Origin of the sequence: uncultured Dialister sp. (assembly GCF_937959425.1) — a bacterium.
Classification (GTDB): Bacteria; Bacillota; Negativicutes; order Veillonellales; family Dialisteraceae; genus Dialister.
Genome location: NZ_CALGPS010000224.1, coordinates 21,961 through 40,917, shown reverse-complemented (window position 1 = coordinate 40,917; position 18,957 = coordinate 21,961). Strand labels below are relative to the sequence as shown.

The 18,957-nt window shown below is 51.8% G+C and carries 14 protein-coding genes; 3 read left to right on the top strand and 11 right to left on the bottom strand.

What is annotated here, in order from left to right; all coding sequences use genetic code 11:
- Positions 1-8 precede the first annotated feature (8 nt).
- The 3 genes from rpsG to Q0482_RS09570 form a co-directional block, all read right to left on the bottom strand.
- Positions 9-479, bottom strand: a complete 471-nt coding sequence (gene rpsG, locus Q0482_RS09580; protein WP_008860287.1) for a 30S ribosomal protein S7 — start codon at positions 477-479, stop codon at positions 9-11.
- A gap of 58 nt (positions 480-537) precedes the next feature.
- Positions 538-912, bottom strand: a complete 375-nt coding sequence (rpsL, locus tag Q0482_RS09575) for a 30S ribosomal protein S12 (protein ID WP_008860286.1) — start codon at positions 910-912, stop codon at positions 538-540.
- Between the two features lie 67 nt (positions 913-979).
- Entirely contained in the window at positions 980-1,231 is a 252-nt protein-coding gene (locus Q0482_RS09570) for a ribosomal L7Ae/L30e/S12e/Gadd45 family protein (protein WP_299145805.1), read from the bottom strand.
- 280 nt (positions 1,232-1,511) lie between these two features.
- On the opposite strand from Q0482_RS09570, the gene Q0482_RS09565 reads away from it, so the two are divergent.
- On the top strand, positions 1,512-2,063 hold the full coding sequence (locus Q0482_RS09565) for a TIGR00730 family Rossman fold protein (protein ID WP_299145803.1): 552 nt from the start codon (positions 1,512-1,514) through the stop codon (positions 2,061-2,063).
- 65 nt (positions 2,064-2,128) lie between these two features.
- Here Q0482_RS09565 and Q0482_RS09560 read toward each other — a convergent pair whose 3' ends face one another.
- The 8 genes from Q0482_RS09560 to Q0482_RS09525 are packed head-to-tail and all read right to left on the bottom strand — an operon-like array spanning position 2,129 to position 12,935.
- Entirely contained in the window at positions 2,129-3,991 is a 1,863-nt protein-coding gene (locus Q0482_RS09560; protein WP_299145801.1) for a polysaccharide deacetylase family protein, read from the bottom strand.
- Positions 3,992-4,002: 11 nt separating this feature from the next.
- The gene (locus Q0482_RS09555; RefSeq protein WP_299145799.1) at positions 4,003-5,025 is read right to left on the bottom strand and encodes a glycosyl hydrolase family 18 protein; all 1,023 of its coding nucleotides are present in this window, start codon (positions 5,023-5,025) and stop codon (positions 4,003-4,005) included.
- A 10-nt stretch (positions 5,026-5,035) separates the two neighbouring features.
- Entirely contained in the window at positions 5,036-6,898 is a 1,863-nt protein-coding gene (locus tag Q0482_RS09550) for a hypothetical protein (RefSeq protein WP_299145797.1), read from the bottom strand.
- A complete protein-coding gene (locus tag Q0482_RS09545) occupies positions 6,895-8,760 on the bottom strand; it encodes a glycosyltransferase (RefSeq protein ID WP_299145796.1) in 1,866 nt (621 codons plus the stop codon). Before Q0482_RS09545 ends, Q0482_RS09550 begins: the two co-directional genes overlap by 4 nt.
- Positions 8,761-8,793: 33 nt before the next feature.
- Positions 8,794-9,708 carry a polysaccharide deacetylase family protein gene (locus Q0482_RS09540; RefSeq protein WP_299145794.1) on the bottom strand — a complete coding sequence of 305 codons (915 nt, stop codon included), beginning with the start codon at positions 9,706-9,708 and terminating at the stop codon, positions 8,794-8,796.
- A gap of 6 nt (positions 9,709-9,714) precedes the next feature.
- Entirely contained in the window at positions 9,715-11,025 is a 1,311-nt protein-coding gene (locus Q0482_RS09535) for a nucleotide sugar dehydrogenase (protein ID WP_299145792.1), read from the bottom strand.
- A 26-nt stretch (positions 11,026-11,051) separates the two neighbouring features.
- A complete protein-coding gene (locus Q0482_RS09530) occupies positions 11,052-12,593 on the bottom strand; it encodes a hypothetical protein (RefSeq protein WP_299145790.1) in 1,542 nt (513 codons plus the stop codon).
- Positions 12,594-12,617: 24 nt separating this feature from the next.
- Positions 12,618-12,935: a hypothetical protein gene (locus Q0482_RS09525; protein WP_299145788.1), complete on the bottom strand. Its 318-nt coding sequence runs from the start codon at positions 12,933-12,935 to the stop codon at positions 12,618-12,620.
- 623 nt (positions 12,936-13,558) lie between these two features.
- Between Q0482_RS09525 and Q0482_RS09520 the strand changes: the two genes are divergently transcribed.
- Complete coding sequence (locus tag Q0482_RS09520; RefSeq protein ID WP_299145786.1) at positions 13,559-17,848, top strand: acyl-CoA dehydratase activase; 4,290 nt, start codon at positions 13,559-13,561, stop codon at positions 17,846-17,848.
- Positions 17,845-18,498 carry a TetR/AcrR family transcriptional regulator gene (locus Q0482_RS09515; RefSeq protein ID WP_291055007.1) on the top strand — a complete coding sequence of 218 codons (654 nt, stop codon included), beginning with the start codon at positions 17,845-17,847 and terminating at the stop codon, positions 18,496-18,498. Before Q0482_RS09520 ends, Q0482_RS09515 begins: the two co-directional genes overlap by 4 nt.
- Positions 18,499-18,957 lie beyond the last annotated feature (459 nt).

Sequence of the window (18,957 nt, the reverse complement as noted above, 5' to 3'; positions counted from 1 at the left end):
TATTAAAATTACCAGCGGTAATGTGCAAAAGCCTTGTTGGCTTCAGCCATTTTATGAGTATCTTCTTTCTTCTTTACTGCTGCGCCCGTATTGTTGAAAGCGTCCATGAGTTCTCCTGCAAGACGTTCTTCCATTGTACGTTCGCTGCGCTGGCGGGCATAGTTGACCATCCAGCGGATACCCAGAGTCAGACGGCGGTCTGCTCTGACTTCAACCGGCACCTGATAGTTGGCGCCGCCTACACGGCGGGCACGAACTTCCAGAACCGGCATAACATTGTTGAGAGCCTGTTCGAAAATTTCGATCGGTTCTTTGTTCAGCTTGCTGTGGCAGATGTCAAATGCGCCATAAACGATTTTTTCAGCGACACCCTTTTTGCCATCCAGCATAACCTTGTTGATGAAACGGGTTACTGTCTTGTTTCCATACACGGGATCCGGCAGCACGTCACGTTTCGGAACAGCACCTTTTCTCGGCATTGTTAATTTCCTCCTTAAAACGTTCTTTGTTAGTCACATTAGTGAAATGGTAAATCAATTATTTCTTTTCGCGCTTAGCGCCGTATTTGGAACGGCCCTGCTGACGACCGGATACACCTACGGTATCGAGTGCGCCGCGGATAATGTGGTAACGAACGCCTGGAAGATCCTTAACACGGCCGCCTCTGATGAGGACGACGGAGTGTTCCTGCAGGTTATGGCCTTCACCAGGAATGTAAGCAGAAACTTCGATTCCGTTGGTCAGGCGTACACGGGCTACTTTACGAAGAGCAGAGTTCGGCTTCTTCGGGGTAGCTGTGTAAACTCTGGTGCAGACACCACGTTTCTGTGGGGACTGTTTCAGAGCCGGGGTCTTCGCTTTGGTAGCCAGAGTCTGGCGGCCTTTACGAACCAGCTGATTAATTGTCGGCAATATGGGCACCTCCTTTCTTCAAGAGTAAATTTATAATTGATCCTCCAGAGCATAGCTCCAAAGGATATTACCGGGATTTAAGAAGAGCAGCGGATGCGGCCTTCACTTTGATACCGCAGGCACGGCCTATCTCTTTTTTAGTGAATCCCTGTTCCACAGGAATTCCTGACGACTGGCAGGCTTCCAGAAGGGGTTGGGAAATCCTTTCATCACAGTCAGAGGCAATAAATACACATGCCGCTTCCTGCTTCTCGATAGCCCGCTCCGTCTCTTTCATTCCGACTACAAATGTGCCGGATTTCAATTCTTCCAGTGTCATTCATTCTCACCTGCTTTACAGCACACTAAATCCACGCAACATTGGAATTATACCATCACTTTACCTTCATGTCAAACTTTTTTATCGCCTTTTTTCTCCGTGTTTATGCATAACTTTTTTACCACGGCCCCCGGCGTACCATTTATTTGAAAATTACCCTTCCCTGACTGCCTACAGCGCCTCCCAGGAAGCCGGAAACCGAAAACTCTCTTCCCCTCCGGTATGATACAATACCTGTAAGCAGCATTTCATATACCCATTGTAAAGGGAAGGAAAACTTATGAAGAAATATACAAACATCGTAGTCTACTGCGGCTCCCACTTTGGAAATGATCCCGCCTTCGCCTCCCTGGCAGGACGTCTGGGAGAGGCTTTGGGAAAAGGGGGCTTCCACATGATTTACGGCGGCGGCACCGTGGGTCTCATGGGCCTTGCCGCCGACGCCGCCATGGCCGCAGGCGGCCGGGTCACCGGCATTATCCCCCAGGTATTCATTGAAAAAGAGCAGGCCCACCGGGGCATTACTAAGCTCATTGAAGTGCCGGACATGATAACAAGAAAGCGGAAAATGATCGAATCCGGCGACGCCTTCATCATCCTCCCCGGCGGCATAGGCACTCTGGAAGAACTAGCCGACACCTTCAGCCACTACCGCATCTACGCCGCCCCCAAGAGCCGCCCGCCCATCCTCATCGCCAATATAGACGGGATATATGACCCGCTGAAGACTCTCTTCCAAAACTGGCTGGATAATGGTTTCATTGAAAAGGAAGACCTTTCCCCCATCCATTTCTGCTCAACCCTTGCGGAAATCATGAAGCTGCTTTCTTAAACTCCATACTTTGGCATAATAAAAACCGTGAAGAAATGATTTATATTTTTTCACGGTTTTTTCATTTATCCGCAGCAGTTCCCTTTATAGACCAGTCCCTTCACGGAATGTATGATCTGATCTTCATCATCCTTCTGGCTGTAGTCATCTCTCAGATAATCGTCCAGTCTGCCTATCCTGAATTTTTTCGGATCATCATCCGCCCTTGCATCATTGACGGTCAGTACATCATCCAGCGCTTCTGCCGTATATCTGGCGGTTTCAGTCATATGCATGACCATGATGGTTCCACTTCGCACCTGTCCGTTTTCATCATAAATACCATTGTTGATGGCGCCTACAACAGCCTGAACCCCCGGTGCGGCATAGTCATGGGTACTGTCATAGCCGGCCACCATGTAAGTATACCCGGCATTCATAATTTCCATGGCCCCCTTCTTGCTGATGGCCAGGGTGGGCGGGCGGAAAAGCCTTGTTAACGCCGGCTTCCCCCCTGCTTTCACATCGCCTACGGTCAAGGCCAGTTTTTCGTAGGCAGAGGAAATATCTTTTTCATATTCCTCGTCCGTCATGGGAAGGGTGGTCCCGTAGTCTCCTGTCTGGGCGACCAGGGCCCTGTGCCTGTTGGTATGGCTTCCGATGGAATTCCCCTCCTCCGCCAGAGCTCTCAGGAGGTTTGGATTATTTTTCACATTCCATGTAATTACAAAGAAAGTCCCCTGTGCATGGTGCTTACGGAGCACATACATCAGCTTATTGATGGAGTCATCTGTTCCCCAGTCATCAAAGGTCAGGAAAATGGTCCTGTCTTTCACTCCATGGATGCGGCCGCTGCGGTCCATCTGCCTGATTTCACTCTTACTGAATCCCCGTATATTATCCCTGTCTTTAACCATGGGAGAGCCGATATACCTTTTGGCAAACTGTTCTTCAAAGTTATGCTTATTCACCTGCACTCCCCTGTTTTCCGGCCGCAGATTCCAGGGAACTTTACTCATGTCTACCGGATAGGCCCATAGATGGCTCCTGTCTTCCAGTACTTTTCCAAGGCTGGTCATATAATAGGAGGAATCGTTGGCCCGATTTTTTTCCGGTGAATCGGTGGGAGTGCGATAGGCTATGTTATCTATCTTGTTCCGCCTGATCAGATCCAGCACTTCAGACGTCATGACCGGATTGTCAAGGAAATCAAGGCGCGTGTAAATAATCTGCCCTCTCCCCATGGAATACACCTTGGCCCCAAAGAGGTGAGAAAAGATATCTTCCGGCGTTTTGGCGGCCTTATCCTTTGTCTGTACCGTATTGACGGTCTGCCCGATAAGCCGTATGCCCATGGCGGAGCAGGCCTCTTCCACTTCCGGCGACGGCTTTCCGAATATCTGCCGTGCAAAGGCAGGTCTTACGCCGAAGCGGCGGGACAGATTCCGTTCCAGTCTTTCTATCTGGGCACAGGTTTCATAATAATCGCCGGCCGTGCCGGTTCTCAGTCCCAGCCCCAGTTCATGCCCATGGTCTACGATGTCCCTTATGGTATCTCCGTATTTCCGAAGTTCCAGTTCCGTCACAAAGAAAGTGGCGGTAATTCCTCTGCTGTCCAGATAGGAAAGCATATCATCCACCGACTGCTTCCTTGTGAGCCCGCCAAAGGTCACAATAATGGCGGGCGCCGTAGTGGTTATAAACCTTTCCTTCGGAGCCAGTCTTCCCTGGTTCTCCCGCCGGAGAGTATCGTACCTTTCCTTGTCCGCTGCGCTGTAGGCTGCCTTATGCACCGCTGCTTTTCCTGCCAGGGCAGGAGCAGCGGATAAGGGAGCCGTCCCGCCATCTGCTGCCGCCTCCGTGATTCCTGCTGATGCCAGAAGAGCCGTCGCGCAGGCTGCCGCAAGAAAAGCGGGTTTCAAGTGATTGATTTTCCATAACGCTGTCATATCCGCTCCTCCTATTCCTTTCTTAGTCCCTTCATATCCACGCTGCCGCCAAGGCGCCACAGGGAAACAGAGGATATGCCCTCTTTGGCTGCCAGCGTAATCCATGCGTTCATGGTTTCCCTGTCCCCATACCACACCTCATAGGAAGACCCGTTTTCTTTATAGGAAAAATGAAGGGCCGCGCTTTCCGGGTCCCTTTCAGGCGCTGCATGATGGTTTTTTGCCAGCCGAATGGCTTCGCTTTCTGTAATATATTTTTTCTTTCCGCCAAGGAGTCCGAAGAGATGGCTGTCCTGCCACAAGCATCCGCCGGTGGAAAAGGCGGCCCCCTTCCTTCGGGGAAGGGATTCCATCTTTTTCAGCATTTTTTCGATGAACTTCCTGTCCGCCTTGGGCCCGGGACCGCTGTGGGTACCGTATAGGTTGTACATCATCACCACATATTCCGGCCCTTCACTGTAAGGAAGGCTCATAGGAGCGGAAGGCTCCAGGATAATGCGCACTTTAAGATGGGCTGCCTGGGCCTCCAGGTCCAGCATGCGGGTAAAGTCGCAGAAATGATTCATGAGTTCCCTGTCCTGCCCTATTTTCTCATAATCCACTTCAATGCCGTCTACCTGCTTTTCCTTTGCCAGACGGATAATATCTTTCACATGACGGTACCGGCTTTCTTCCGTTTTCAGTTTTTCCGTTATGATTTCCCGGTCTTTCTCCACCATTTTCCCGCCGGGAAGGGCCCTGTCATTCACAACGGTAAGATAGACAGGCACATTCCCGTCAGGTCTCAGGTTTTCCAGATTTTCAGGAAAATGGAGATTTCCCTTTTCATCAAAATCAGCGGCAAAAAGGGAAATGCCATCCCAGAGATCCGCTGTTTTTTCATATTCCTCCATTCCCCTTTCCCTATCCCAGGAAACCACCCAGGAAGAGAGGGTCACAAGGGGATGACTTTCCCCGGCCAAAGGCTTTTCCGCCCTGCAGCCGGAGGCCAGAAAGAGGCAGGCGGCTGCCAGTACCAAAGCTGCATATTTCATAAGTCCCCCATCAGAAATGTTTCAGGAACCATCCAAGGACGGATTCCCATTTCTGGTTAATTACAAATTTCCATTTTTCAAACCCCTTTAATTCCGTGGTATAAAGAGGGGTTCCGCCGGTCTGCCCATGCCTCGTAATCACCAGTTTTTCAAAAACGCCGTCATACACATCATCAGCCAGATTCCGCTGGCTGAAAGCGCGGCTGTCCCAGCCTGCAAAAAGACCAATGGCCGTATCCTCCGAATGGCCCACGTCCACTTTGGCGGCTTCCTTCCCATCCAGTTTAACCGTAAGGCTGCTGCCGTCAAGGGAAATATCCAGAGTCCGGTCCAGCCTTGCATGGAAACTTTCCACCGGTTCGTAAGGTTTTCCCCCTTCTTCTATGGTTTTCGGTTTTTCCTGTTTGACCCTGGCCAGACGGCTCATGTACTCATTGGCCATGGCAGTGGAGTCGGCGTAGCGGGCCAGGGTTTCCAGCTCGTTCACCCTTACATTGTGTTCATCCTCTTCCACCGATATGGGCGGATAGCCGTCAAGGACGGAAAGTTTTTCGGAAAACAGCTTTTTCGTGCTGCTTCCGTCCACTTCCTCCACCTCCAGTTTTCCCTGGGATATGCCTACAGCAAGGCAGCGGGTGAGGTCCTTATTACCCCGGAGGAGCACCTTCTGGTCACCGAAGGAATTCCCCTCCAGCCGCACATGGACGTCCACATCAGACCTTCCGGTACTTCCCTTCAGCTTCACAATACCCGCTTTTTCGGGAATGGATGTGACGATAAAGCTTTCCCCCTTGAACTGGGCGGCCCCTTTTATAATATCCCAGCTGCGTATGCGGTCATCTCCCGTTTTAAACCGGAGATCCTGGTTCGTATCGTATTTGATACGCATAAGAAGGTGGTTCACAGGCCAGTAGGGCTGGGGCTGCATACGGGTTAAATCATAGAGACTGCTGTTTCTCTGGTTGAAGCAGTACCCCTCCCGGTTGAAATTCATTTCAAAAAGGCTTCGTATCCACTTCTCATTTTCAGCAGACACGCTGGGCGCATTGCCGAAATGGCCCGTATTGGAATGCATGAGCACATACACCGGCGGCACATATCCCAGCTTATCAGAGTAAATGTCCCGAAGCTCCCGGTAGTCATAGGCGATGCGACGTTTCATGTGGTCCACCGTTTCCACCGGAATCCTGTCCTTGTCACGGATGAAATCCATGAGGTAATGGTTGTAGTCCCGGCCCAGGCTTTTCTGCATCATGGCATATTTCAGCGGGTCGATTTCGCCGATGAAATGGTGATACCGGTCAAATACATTGATGTACTCCAGCCGGTAGCCGTTGGTACCCATTTCCCAGTAGGACGAGTCCTCCATATCCTTTAATTCAATGGGCCTCAGGAATTTGGTATCCTCATGATTGAATTTTTCGGGATAGGTCATCATGACGCCCTTAAAATTCAAATCTTCCAGAATATCGTCGGCAAAAAGAGCGGTATCCCGCCTGCCGTCTTCAAACATAAGGTACAGCGATTTCGGCGGCAGGGGCTTCCCTTCCTTATAATATTTCAGGATGTCATCATGGGTAATGGTGACATAGCCCTGCTCTTTCAGTGCTTCCAGATGTTCTCTCAGCTGTTTTTCCCCGATGAGGGTAGATGTATCACCGATACGGTCAACGCCAAAATAGGACAGCGCAACAAAACCGGTATCGGTAGTCCGGCTCACATCTTCTTCCTTAAACGAATGATATGTTTTTATATGGAAAAAGAGCAGATAAAGGCTGACCAGTGCCGCTATGACCGCCAGGATTTCAAAGAATGTACGGATTCTTTTTATCCGGTTCTTATGCTTTGTAAACGATTCATCTCCCAGTATCACAGGTCATCACCTGCTTTCTTTGCCTTTTTCTTTTCCGCCTTCAGCCTTTCCTTTTCTTCCTTTTTCTTTTTCTCCCGCACGTCCGCCGGTGTCATGCGGGTGCCCCAGGTATCCTTCCAGAAGGTAAACCAGGCCACCGGCATCTGCCACAGAAGCACCGCTTCATAATAAAGGCAGAACCACACGCCGAAAATCCAGGTAGAGCTTTTTCGAAGAAAGAGCTGGGCCATGCTCATGAGGAGGGCCATAAGGGCCATGCCGATGAGGAAGGTGAAAGGGAATACGCGGTGCATAAGGGGAATATAAATCAAATTGTAAATAACCACCACCGGCGCCGCAATGGGCACCACCAGGCCGAAGTAGAAGGAAAGGGCCATGAAAGGCTCCTTCTTCCACATGAACCTTGCGGCAATGAGGGATTCCCGAAGCCAGGACCGTTTCCACCGCATCTGCTGCCGGAGGAACACATGGTAGGACTTTGGTACGATGGTGGACACCACCGCCGTGTCCTGGTAGGTGGTCCTGTTGTGTCTGAGGATGAAATTGGTAAGGCTCCTGTCATCGCCGAAGGTGGCCTTGTGGCCTAAAAATTTCTGGTGCACCCAGTCGTGGCAGTATTTTTCCACCAGATCCTTCCGATAGCAGGAAAGGGGGCCGGAAAGGCAGGTGGCCGCATCAAAGAACCCTTCCGCCGCTTTCATGACCCGGAAAGCGATGTAGTAGCGCACCGCCTGCATTTTGGTGAGACCATTGGTATAGGTGTTAGCCACGTCCGTCCTTCCGCAGACACCGCCCATTTCCTTGTCCTTGAAGGGCTGTACCACATTTCTTATGGCAAAGGGGGAGAGGAAGCTGTCGGAGTCCACGAATACAAGGAGCTCATTTTTTGCCAGTTTCAGGCCAGCCGCCAGGGCCTCCCGCTTGCCACCGTTCTTAGGCTGCTCATACCAGGTGACCCGGTCTTTGATATGAAGGTCCCGGTCATCCTGTTCCATGCGGTCTATGATTTCTTTGATTTTTTCAAGGGATTTATCTGTAGAATGGTCATCCACCACGATGACCTGCAGTTTGTCCGGCGGATAGTCCTGGTTCACGCAGCCAAGGATGGTCCGCTGAATCCACTTTTCCTCATTGAAACAGGGAATAATAATGGACACGCCGGGGGTATAATTTATATCTACCTTTACCGGCCGGTAAAAGATGGCAAAGAAATAACGGGAAAGAAGAAATGCAGCCGTAATGATGCTGTATAGATAGAGGTATTTATTGAACCGGAAATATACCACTGATTCAGACCGCATGAGGATGATGACAAGGGAAATACAGAGCATGAGGAAAGCAGAGACCGCAATGAGGTACCGTCCCCGCCGCTGCTGGTGGTATTCCGCCAAGGACAGTTTGAAATGAATACCCAGGGCTTCCCTGCCATCCCGGTCAAACCGGCGGACCACTTCTGCTTTCAGCTTTTTCACTTTCATTTCATAGCCTTCCGGCATGTCTCCGGGACGGACCACGAAAGACAGGTCTATGTTTTCCCCTTCTTTTACCGTCTTTTCCCCTTCTGCCAGGGTAAGCAGCATGCCGGTAGAAGAAATATCCTCGCAGATTCCTTTGACCACCCTTTTCCTGCCGCCTGCTCCTGCAGTCACGGTGACAGGGATGTGAACTTTGAAACGCCTTCCTGCTTCGGCACTGGCTGTGTATGCTCTGAAATCCGAATCCCTGATTTCTCCATCCATTCCCTGCCGCCGGTCCACATTGGTTCTGTGGCCGGAAGGGTCAGGCACATTCGGCAGAAGGCGCCTGTCCGCTTTTTCTATCTGCAGTTTATCCTCAAGGTTCTTCGTATGATTCACTTTCATACCCCCAGATTCCAATCCATATTCCGCACTCTTTTACTTCAGACCGGAAAGCAGCACATCACTGTCCAGCGAATACAGCTCAAATCCTTCATTTTCCAATGCAGTAATAAGCCGTTCCACTTCTTCCGCCGTATGGTCTTTCCTCTCCGTTTTTTTCTTATAGTCTCCATCCTTTATGGTCGGCTTCTTGTCGATGGCCGGCCTTTCGTCCGATTTCCCCGGTTCCCTGGCCCTGATATCCAGGGGTTTATTGATTTCAAAGGCGATGAGGCTTCCCGGCTTCACACCGGCTGCCAGCTTTCTGGCAGCCTCTTCGTCCACCAGGGTTCCCCTTCTCACAGTCACATTAGAAAGGACCGCATAGGAAAGACCTGCAGCCCCTGCCTCTTCCAACAGGGTATCCGTGTATTCCGTGCGAGGTGCCCGGAAGAAAGAGGGACTTTTCCCTGTAAGCGTATTCACCGCTTTCTGGGTCCTCAAGAGAGAACGAATGGCCTTTTCTTCATCCAGCTTTTCCAGAGACGGTCTGCCAAGCCAGGTGTAATTGCCTATGACCTGCCTGTGCTTTGCAATTTCCTTCATGGTTTCCGGACTGTCTCCGGCATTCTGCCCTTCTACGAAAAAGGCGGCCTTGGCGTCTTTTTTATCCAGCACCTTCAGGATTTCCTCCGTCATGGCCCGGTCCGGCAGTCCGTCAAAGTAAAGATACACATGGTTTCCCGTATCTGCCAGCGGATGAATGACCTTTGCCTTGTTTGCCTCAGGATGTTTATGAAACTGATTGACTGCCTTTTCCGTTTCCTCATCCGCTTCATACAGATTCGATAAATCCTGCACATCCCGGTTCTCTTCAGAAACGGAAAGGGCATGCCTGTGCCAGGCATAGAATCCGCCGCCTGCCAGAAGAACCAGTACCAGCAGGAATATCCAGAATTTTTTCCCCATCATAACCTCTTATAAACGCCAGTAATCAAAGCCTTTCTTTTTCATTTCCGAAGCATCATAAATCCCTTTCACGTCCAGAAGTACCGGCAGCGCCCCTTCCCTCTGCTTTTCCTCTTTATAAAAGGAAGTGAGCTTCTCTATGGAAACTTTCCTGAATTCCCTGTGGGCCACCAGCACAGCCACACAGTCTGCCTCATGGACTTCCGAAAGGGGAATAAGATCTATACCGTACTCCCTCTTGATCATCACCGGATCCGCCTCCGGGTCCACGGCATAGATGTGCATGCCGTATTCCTTCAGCATGCGGTAGATGTCAATGGCCCTGGAATTTCTTGTATCCGGGCAGTTTTCCTTGAATGTCATGCCCAGAAGATAAATATTGGCATGGCGGGTATCCACATGACTTTTCAGCAGTTCCTGAATCAAAGATTTCACCACAAAGGCCGACATATTATCATTAATATGCCGCCCTGCCGTAATCACATGGGAATGAAACCCCAAAAGTTCCGCTTTATAGATGAAATAGTAGGGGTCCACGCCAATGCAGTGTCCGCCCACCAGGCCGGGAGTAAAGCCCAGGGCATTCCACTTCGTATTCATGGCCTTCACCACTTCCAGTGTATCTATGCCCATGCGGTGGAATACCAGGGACAGTTCATTCATGAAGGCGATATTAATATCCCGCTGGGAATTTTCGCAGAGTTTGGCTGCTTCCGCTACCAGAATGTTTGGCGCTCTGTAAATGCCGGCTTCAATGATGGTACTGTAAACGGAAGCGATGGTTTCCAGTGTTTCCTCATCCATGCCGGATACGATTTTTACAATATTTTTCAGCACATGCACCTTGTCACCGGGGTTAATCCGTTCCGGCGAATAGCCGATTTTGAAATCTTTCCCCAGCACAAGGCCCGATTCCTTTTCCAGAATGGGGCCGCAGATATTTTCCGTAACACCGGGATAAACGGTGGATTCATACACCACAATGGCTCCTTTTTTCATATGCCTCCCCACGGTGGCAGAAGAAGAGGCCACCGGCCGTAAATCAGGCGTTTTGTCTCCGTTGATAGGCGTAGGCACGGCTACCACAATGAAATCGGCCTCATGGATTTTCTCCGGATCAGAGGTAAAAAGGATGGTGCATTCCTTCAGTCCTGCTTCCCCGATTTCGCCGGTGGGATCCACTCCCTTTTTATACAGGTCTAATTTTTCTTCATTCACATCATAACCGATGACATGAAAATGCTTTGAAAATGCCGCTGCCAGCGGAAGGCCCACATATCCCAGTCCTACCACCGCAATAGTGCTGATTTTTCCATTCATAAGGAATTCCTCCCCATCAGATGCATTCAATTCGACTCATAATTGGAAAAATAATAGCTCAGTGCCAGCCAGATGGTGTGATTCTTATCTCCGTTGATTAAATCCTTCAGGCTGTAGTACTCCGCCTGCAGGAGCCAGTTCGGCGCCACCGTATAATGGACGCCGGCGCCTATCCCCTTGAATCCGTGCATGTAGTCGGCCATGCCTTCCATGGTATGGGATACATAGGTGGTATAGGGCTGGTAGTAATATTTCAGGAAATAATAGGTATTTCCCGTGTCCCAGGTCCTTTCTTCTCCTCTGGAAAGAGATGCCACATAGCCCTTCTGGCTCTTTCTTTCGGAATCGGAGCCCACAAGACCCATGAGACCCACGTCGTAAAGACCCAGGGGCCGACGGACATTCAGCATGTAAATGTTTCTGGAAGGAGAATCATCCATATTGAAATGGTAGATGCCGGCGCCAAGGGTGTAATCACCCGCTTCCTTTGAAACTTCGCCGGCTGCCGCCATGCCGCCGTAGGGTACGGTGCCCGCTTCTACCATGTAACGGAAAGGTGTTTCCCCGGAAATCCGGATCCCTTTAAACTTGCTGTCATAAATATTTCCTTCTGCCAGATAGGAGCTGAATACACCGGCGGTAAGCCGACTGGAGCCGACCATGCCTGTCAGGTAGTACCGGTCCAGGTCCATCCAGTTGTCATCTCCTCTGCCGGATAGGATTTTTTCATTTTCCAGCATGGAAATAAAATGCCAATTGTCATCAATGTTGTAATCGCCATAAACCCGAAGGCGGGCACGGCTCCTGTCGCCAATGGCTTCTTCCCCGTGATGGGCGCCATAATCCATGCGCATTTCACCGTCCACTTTAAAGCGCTTATCCTGGATAGCAGGTGCCTTCGTGTCTGCTGTAGACTGATCTTTGGCTGCTTCTCTGTCAAAATAGCCCATGGCGGACAATTCGCTGCCGTATTCAGCCCGCCGGGAAGCCAGGCGGTCCATATCTTCTGAGGAAACAGAGGCCATGAGCTGACGGATGGAATCCCGCATGGCCTCCCTTTCTTCCTTTGTATGGGCAGGAAGGATGCCGGATACTCCATAGGCCTGGCCGGCAGCCACACTGCCGCCCTTTTCAGCAATCCCGGCAATGGCCAGACCGCCAGGCAGACTGCAGCGGCTGATTTCCCGGGCATAGAGCTTTTCATAAACCGAGGCCGCTTTGACATACTCTTTCTTCTGGTTCTTCAGTCTTTCTCCCAGGAGTTTGACCTGCACATTATCCTGGAGGGCCAGCAGGTCTGTTCTTGCATACCGTTCTGCAAGAGAATCCACGTCCGGGTCATTGACCTGTTCCATCGTTATGCCGGACTTCTTAAAGGCATACTGCTTCGATACGTTTAAAAATTCAGCTTCCGCCTTGTCCGCAGTCTTCCGATAGGGCTTGATCCAGTCGGGATCAAAGGCGCCGTTATAAAAGCGGTAAATATTCTCCTCTGCCCGATATGTCCTTTCATAAACTTCTTCATATTTTGATTCCTGAAAAGGTATCGGAGAACCTGTATTTTTCACCCCGGACAGCTTTGAAAGGATTTTCTATTTTTCCTTATCCCAGGCAGGAAGCATTTTTCCCCGCATGCCATACCGGACCTTCAGTGCTTCATAATCACCGGCAGCACTGGACAGGGCAGCTCTGGCCCGATTGATGGGAATATTGTCAATCACTCTTGCTTCCGCGTCCTCTACGGCCAAATCACCGATTTTCTTTTTTACATCAGCCGGAATGGCGCCGGCCATCCCCAGTTCTTCCCCAAGAGCCCATGCATGTTCCTGCCTTGCAGGGCTCAGCTCGTCCATCTGCCTTTCGACAGCTGCCGAATATTCTTTCTTTACTGCCTCATGATGCTGTTTCATAGGATTAATATCAGAGGCCTCTGCATTCCCCGCTATCAGAAGGACTCCTAAACCTACACAGCATGCCAGTTTCTTTTTCCCCATTATGCTGCTCTCCCAATATAAAAACGGATTACTTTTCTGAAATCAGCACATCCATCAGAACTTACATTTTATGATTAAAATAGTATGACCAATTAAAATGCAGTTTATGCTTCTTTCAATAATACTCTTCGTAATAAAATGCTGTCAATTTGTATTTTTGTTTCTTATCTTATAAAAAATGATTATAGCACCATTTCTAAATATGACTGCCAATCAAGGCTGCCGCTCTCGTTTCCTGAAATCATCTGATAAAGATGACCGAATCTCTATGGCACGGAACCTGCAAAGATATAATCCGCCTTTTATTTTCATAGCACCCTATTCAGTTATCTATGAATTCAAACAGAATCATACAAAAAAATCTATTACTTTAAACGGTTGTTTTAAAGTTCCATGATTGTAGGAATTATCGAAGAGTGCTAAAATATAACTGAACGAATCAATCATATGATTATAAACAACAGTCTGTGTTTCGTAACACAGTACTTCCATCAAAATTTTAACGGTTCACCACGCTGTGAACCCAGGGAGGTTATTTCATGAAACCAGTCATTCATGTAGGAATCGATGTGGGCTCCACCACAGTGAAGGTGGCTGCTTTATCGCCTTACCTGAAGCTTCTTTTCGGGCGGTACCAGCGCCATATGTCTGATATCCGAAGCGCTACCATGTCTCTTCTGAAAGAACTGCAGGAGAAATTTTCGGGCTATCGCATCACCGCTTCTATTTCCGGCAGCGGCGGCATGGGGCTGGCCAAACTGATGGGGCTTCCTTTCTGTCAGGAGATTTTGGCGGAAACGAAGGCGGTGCAGACTTTCCATCCTGATACGGACGTGATTATCGAACTGGGCGGAGAAGATGAGAAGATTACCTATCTTCGGAACGGCGTGGACCAGCGGATGAACGGCGCCTGCGCCGGCGGCACCGGTGCCTTTATCGACCGCATGGCCTCTCTTCTTTCCGTGGACGCCGCCGGTCTTGGAAAGCTGGCTGCCAAAGCGGAAAGAATTTATCCCATTGCATCCCGCTGCGGCGTATTTGCCAAAACCGATATCCAGGCCCTTCTGAATGAAGGGGTTTCCCATGAGGATATCGCCCTTTCCGTTTTCCAGTCCGTGGTGAACCAGACCATTTCCGGTCTCACCTGCGGCCGTCCGGTACACGGGAAGGTTGCCTTCCTTGGCGGCCCCCTCACGTTCCAGCCCATGCTGCGCGAACGGTTCCAGAAAACCCTGGACATTGCAGATGAAGACATGATTGTGCCGGAGCACGGGGAACTGTATGTAGCCATCGGCGCCGCCGTGTCCGCCCGCCACGACCGTCCCATGGATCTGGACAGCTGGCTCTCCAAAGTGGAAAATGCAAAGGACGTGGACCTTGGCACTTCCAAAACCCTGCCGCCCCTTTTTGCCAATGAAGAGGAATACCGGGAATTTACAGAGCGGCACAGCCGCTTCCATGCGCCCCGGGGCGATATTTCCAAAGCCAAAGGTTCCGTATGGCTGGGCATTGACGCCGGCTCCACCACCATCAAGGCGGTGCTTCTGGACAGGGAAGGCCGCATTCTTTACGAATACTACAGCAGCAATAAAGGCACACCCCTGGCAGGCGCCAGAAAGATTCTCTCTGACCTGTACAGTAAATTACCGGAGGGTGTCACCATTGCCGGCGCCGGCGTTACAGGCTACGGCGAAGAACTCATCAAGCGGGCTCTGCAGGCGGACGTGGGCGAAGTGGAAACCATGGCCCACTACCGGGGCGCCAAGCACTTCCTCCCCGATGTCACCACCATTCTGGATATCGGCGGCCAGGACATGAAGTGCTGCCGCATTAAAGACGGCGCCGTTGACGACATCCTTCTGAACGAAGCCTGCTCTTCGGGCTGCGGTTCCTTCCTTGACACCTTCGCCCAGTCTCTGGGCATGGACATCAAAGAATTTTCCCGTATCGCCCTCAAAGCCCCCCATCCGGTGGATCTGGGTTCCCGCTGCACCGTATTCATGAACTCCAGGGTCCGGGAGGCCCAGAAGAACGGCGTTTCCGTAGCCGATATTTCCGCCGGCCTTTCCTACTCCGTCATCAAAAATGCCCTTTACAAGGTCATCCGCCTCCGCAAGGCATCGGACCTGGGAGATAAAGTGGTGGTGCAGGGCGGCACCTTCTATAATGATGCCGTCCTCCGGGCACTGGAAAAACTTCTGGACTGCCATGTCATCCGTCCCGATGTGGCGGGCCTTATGGGTGCCTACGGCATTGCCCTCATTACAAAGGACTCCTGCCCCGAAGGCCACGTGTCCTCCCTGGTGACACCGGAAGAGCTGAAGAGCCTTTCCTATACCAATGAAATGAAACGCTGCCCGGGATGCGGCAATCACTGCATGATCACCATCACCCGCTTTAACGACGGCCGCGCCTTTGTGTCCGGCAACCGCTGCGAAAGAGGGGCTGCCATCATGCTCACCGGCAAGACGGCCCCCCACTCCACCCTGCCGAATATTTACCGCTGGAAATACGATAAAATCTGGCACCGCCGCCCCCTGTCCCCAAAAGACGCCAAGAGGGGCACCGTAGGCATTCCCCGCACCCTGAACATGTACGAGGACTACCCCTTCTGGCACGCCTTCTTTACGAAACTGGGCTACCGGGTCCTCCTTTCCAGCGAACAGCTCCGGGACATTCCTACAGAAGCCATGGAAACCATTCCGTCCTACTCCGAATGCTTCCCTGCCAAGCTGGCCCACGCCCATGTGTACGACCTGGCTAAAAAGCATGTGGATTTCATCTGGTACCCCTGTATCGACAAGGGTCCCGACGAAGGCAGCACCAACAGCTACAACTGCCCCATGGTGGCTTCCTATCCGGAAAACATCGAAGCCAATATGGATGAAGTGCTTTCCAAGTACAAAGCGAAACTGTACCACCCCTTCCTCCCCCTCCACTCCGACGCCATCTTCGGCAGGCTGAAGAAATTCTTCAAGCCCCTTGGCGTTCCCGGGAGTGAAATCGAATCCGCCATTTATGCCGGGCGGGCAGCGGAAGAAACCTACCGCCGGGAACTGTACCAGGAAACAAAGCGGATTCTGGAAGAAATCAATGAAAAGCACCTCATCGGCATCGTACTGGCCGGCCGTCCCTACCATGTGGACCCCACGGTGAACCACTCCATCCCCGACCTCATCAACCAGCTGGGCATGGCCGTGCTTTCTGAAGACGGCGTGTCCATGGTGGGCGGCGAATTCCCGAACCTCCGTGTCATGAACCAGTGGACCTGGCACAGCCGCCTTTACAAAGCCGCCGACTACGTCACCCGCCACGCCAACCTGGAACTGGTGGAGCTCAACTCCTTCGGCTGCGGTCTGGACGCCGTGGTCACCGACCAGGTGCAGGAAATCATGAACAAGAGGGACCGCCTCTACACCTGCCTCAAGATCGACCAGAGCCTGAACCTGGGTGCCGTGCGTATCCGTCTGCGCTCCCTGAAATCGGCTATTAAGGAAAGGGTGGAAGAAAATACGAAGGCAGAACCCATCCTCTACCCGAAATCCGCTTTTACGGAAGATATGAAGAAGGACTTCACCATCCTGGTACCGGAAATGTCCCCCATCCACTTCCCCCTCATTGAAGCGGCGGCCCGAAGTGAAGGATACAACGTGAAGGTCCTTCCGCCGGTAAAAGCCGACATTGACGAAGGCCTTTCCTGCGTGAACAACGACGCCTGCTATCCTGCCATCATCACCATCGGCTCCCTCATGAGGGCCCTGAAATCCGGGGAATACGACCTGAACCGCACCGCCCTCATGATGTCCCAGACCGGCGGCATGTGCCGCGCCTCCAACTACATCGGCTTCATCCATAAAGCGCTGGACGAAGAAGGCCTCTCCCAGATTCCCGTCATTTCCCTCAATACCCACGGCTTTGAACCACAGCCGGGATTCAAATTCACCCCGGGCCTGGGTATCAAACTGGTACAGGCGGTGGTATACGGCGACGCCCTGCAGCAGTGCCTCTACCGCACCCGCCCCTACGAAAAGGAACCGGGCAGCGCGGAGACCCTGTACCGCTCTTGGCAGAAAAAAGCGGCAGAAGCCATTCTGAAGGGAGAATCCTTCCATCAGTACAAGAAGAATATTTCCGCCATTATCAAAGACTTCGACCGCCTGCCTCTCGCCGACGTGCCCCGCCGTCCCCGTATCGGCATTGTAGGTGAAATCTACGTGAAATTCAGCCCCATTGCCAGCAACGACATCGTCCACGCCATCGAAGCCAACGGCGGCGAAGCGGAAACAAGCGGCATGCTGGACTTCTTCCTCTACGGCTCCCTGGACAGCCATTTCCAGAGAAAGGAAATGGACGGCACCTTCAAGGACGACCTGAAGGGCACCTTCATGCGCTACCTCATCCAGTGGTACAGAAAGCCACTGGAAAAGGCAGTGAAAAACTCCAAACGGTTCCATGAAATCACCAGTATCGGCAAACTGGCCAAACGGGCCTCCCAGTACCTGTCCCTGGGCAACCGGGCCGGTGAAGGCTGGTTCCTCACCGCCGACATGATCGACCTCCTCTATCATGAATGCCGCGGCGTGGTCTGCCTCCAGCCCTTTGCCTGCCTGCCGAACCACATCACCGGCGAAGGCATGATTCACAAACTTCACAGCGCCTATCCGGAAGCGGTGTTCCTGGCTCTGGACTGCGACGCCAGCGCCAGCGAAGTGAACCAGGCCAACCGGCTGAAACTGATGATGAACGCATTAACTGAGAAGAAAGAAACGTCTGACGACCTGTCATTTGTAAGAAAAACCATGAACTTGAGAAAGGGCACCACATTATGAGCGCAAGAAAGTTAACCGGAAAGGGCGAAAAAGTCCGCGAGAAAATGATTGCCACCACCGTACATATCCTGCAGCAGCAAGGCTTCAAAAAAGCCACCGTCCGCGCCATAGCCAGGGAGGCCAACGTAAATATCGCCTCCGTGCGCTACTACTTCGGCTCCAAGGAAGAACTCATCGGCTGCGCTTTGGAATACATGATGGGCAATCTGGAAAACATCGTTTCCTACTTGGATGATACCCGTTTCACCGCCAGGGAAAGACTGAAGAAATACATCCTCGCCTACTTCCACCTGGCCCGCCAGCACCCTGCCCTCTTCCGGTCCATTTCCAACCCCTCCAGCGAAGACGCCAAGGACACCTACTTCATCTATCTCTCCCTCCTCCACAGCCAGTGCTGGGAAAAGGTCATCCGCAACGTGGCGGAAATCACAGGCTACACCAATGAAAAGGATCTGGAACTCAAAGCCATGCAGATATTCTCCGCCGTGGAATTTCCCATCATTCTGGAAAGCAACAAGAGCAACTCCTTCATCTCCGGCTACACCGACGCCGACACCCTGGACCGCTACGTAGACATCCTTCTGGACAATGTGGACGAAAAGAAGGAAACAAACCAGTATTTAAAGGAAATCCTGCAGGGAGCGAAGTAGGGTTCCGCGCCGCCCGGTGCGGAAGATTTGACGGGGCTTCGCCCCGAAGGTTCTTAAGGTTCTAAGGTTTGACAGCGCCTGCGGCGCTGAGGGTTTCGGTGGCCGCTTCGCGGCAATTTTATAGAGCCCGCTTTGCGGGCCCGGGTTCAGAGGGTTCATAGGGGAAGGGTTCTTAAGATTGACGGCCCTTACGGGCCGAAGGTTCTAAGGTTTGACGGGCCTTGGGGCCCGAGGGTTGTGGTGGCGGCTGCCGACGCATTATAGAGCCCGCTTCGCGGGCCCGGATTCATAGGGGAAGGTTGACGGGGCTTCGCCCCGAAGGTTCTCAAGGTTCTAAGGTTTGACAGCGCCTGCGGCGCTGAGGGTTTCGGTGGCCGCTTCGCGGCAATTTATAGCCGCCTTACGGCGGCAGATAACGAGCCCCCTTCTACACAACCCTCAGCCCGCGTGGACACGCTG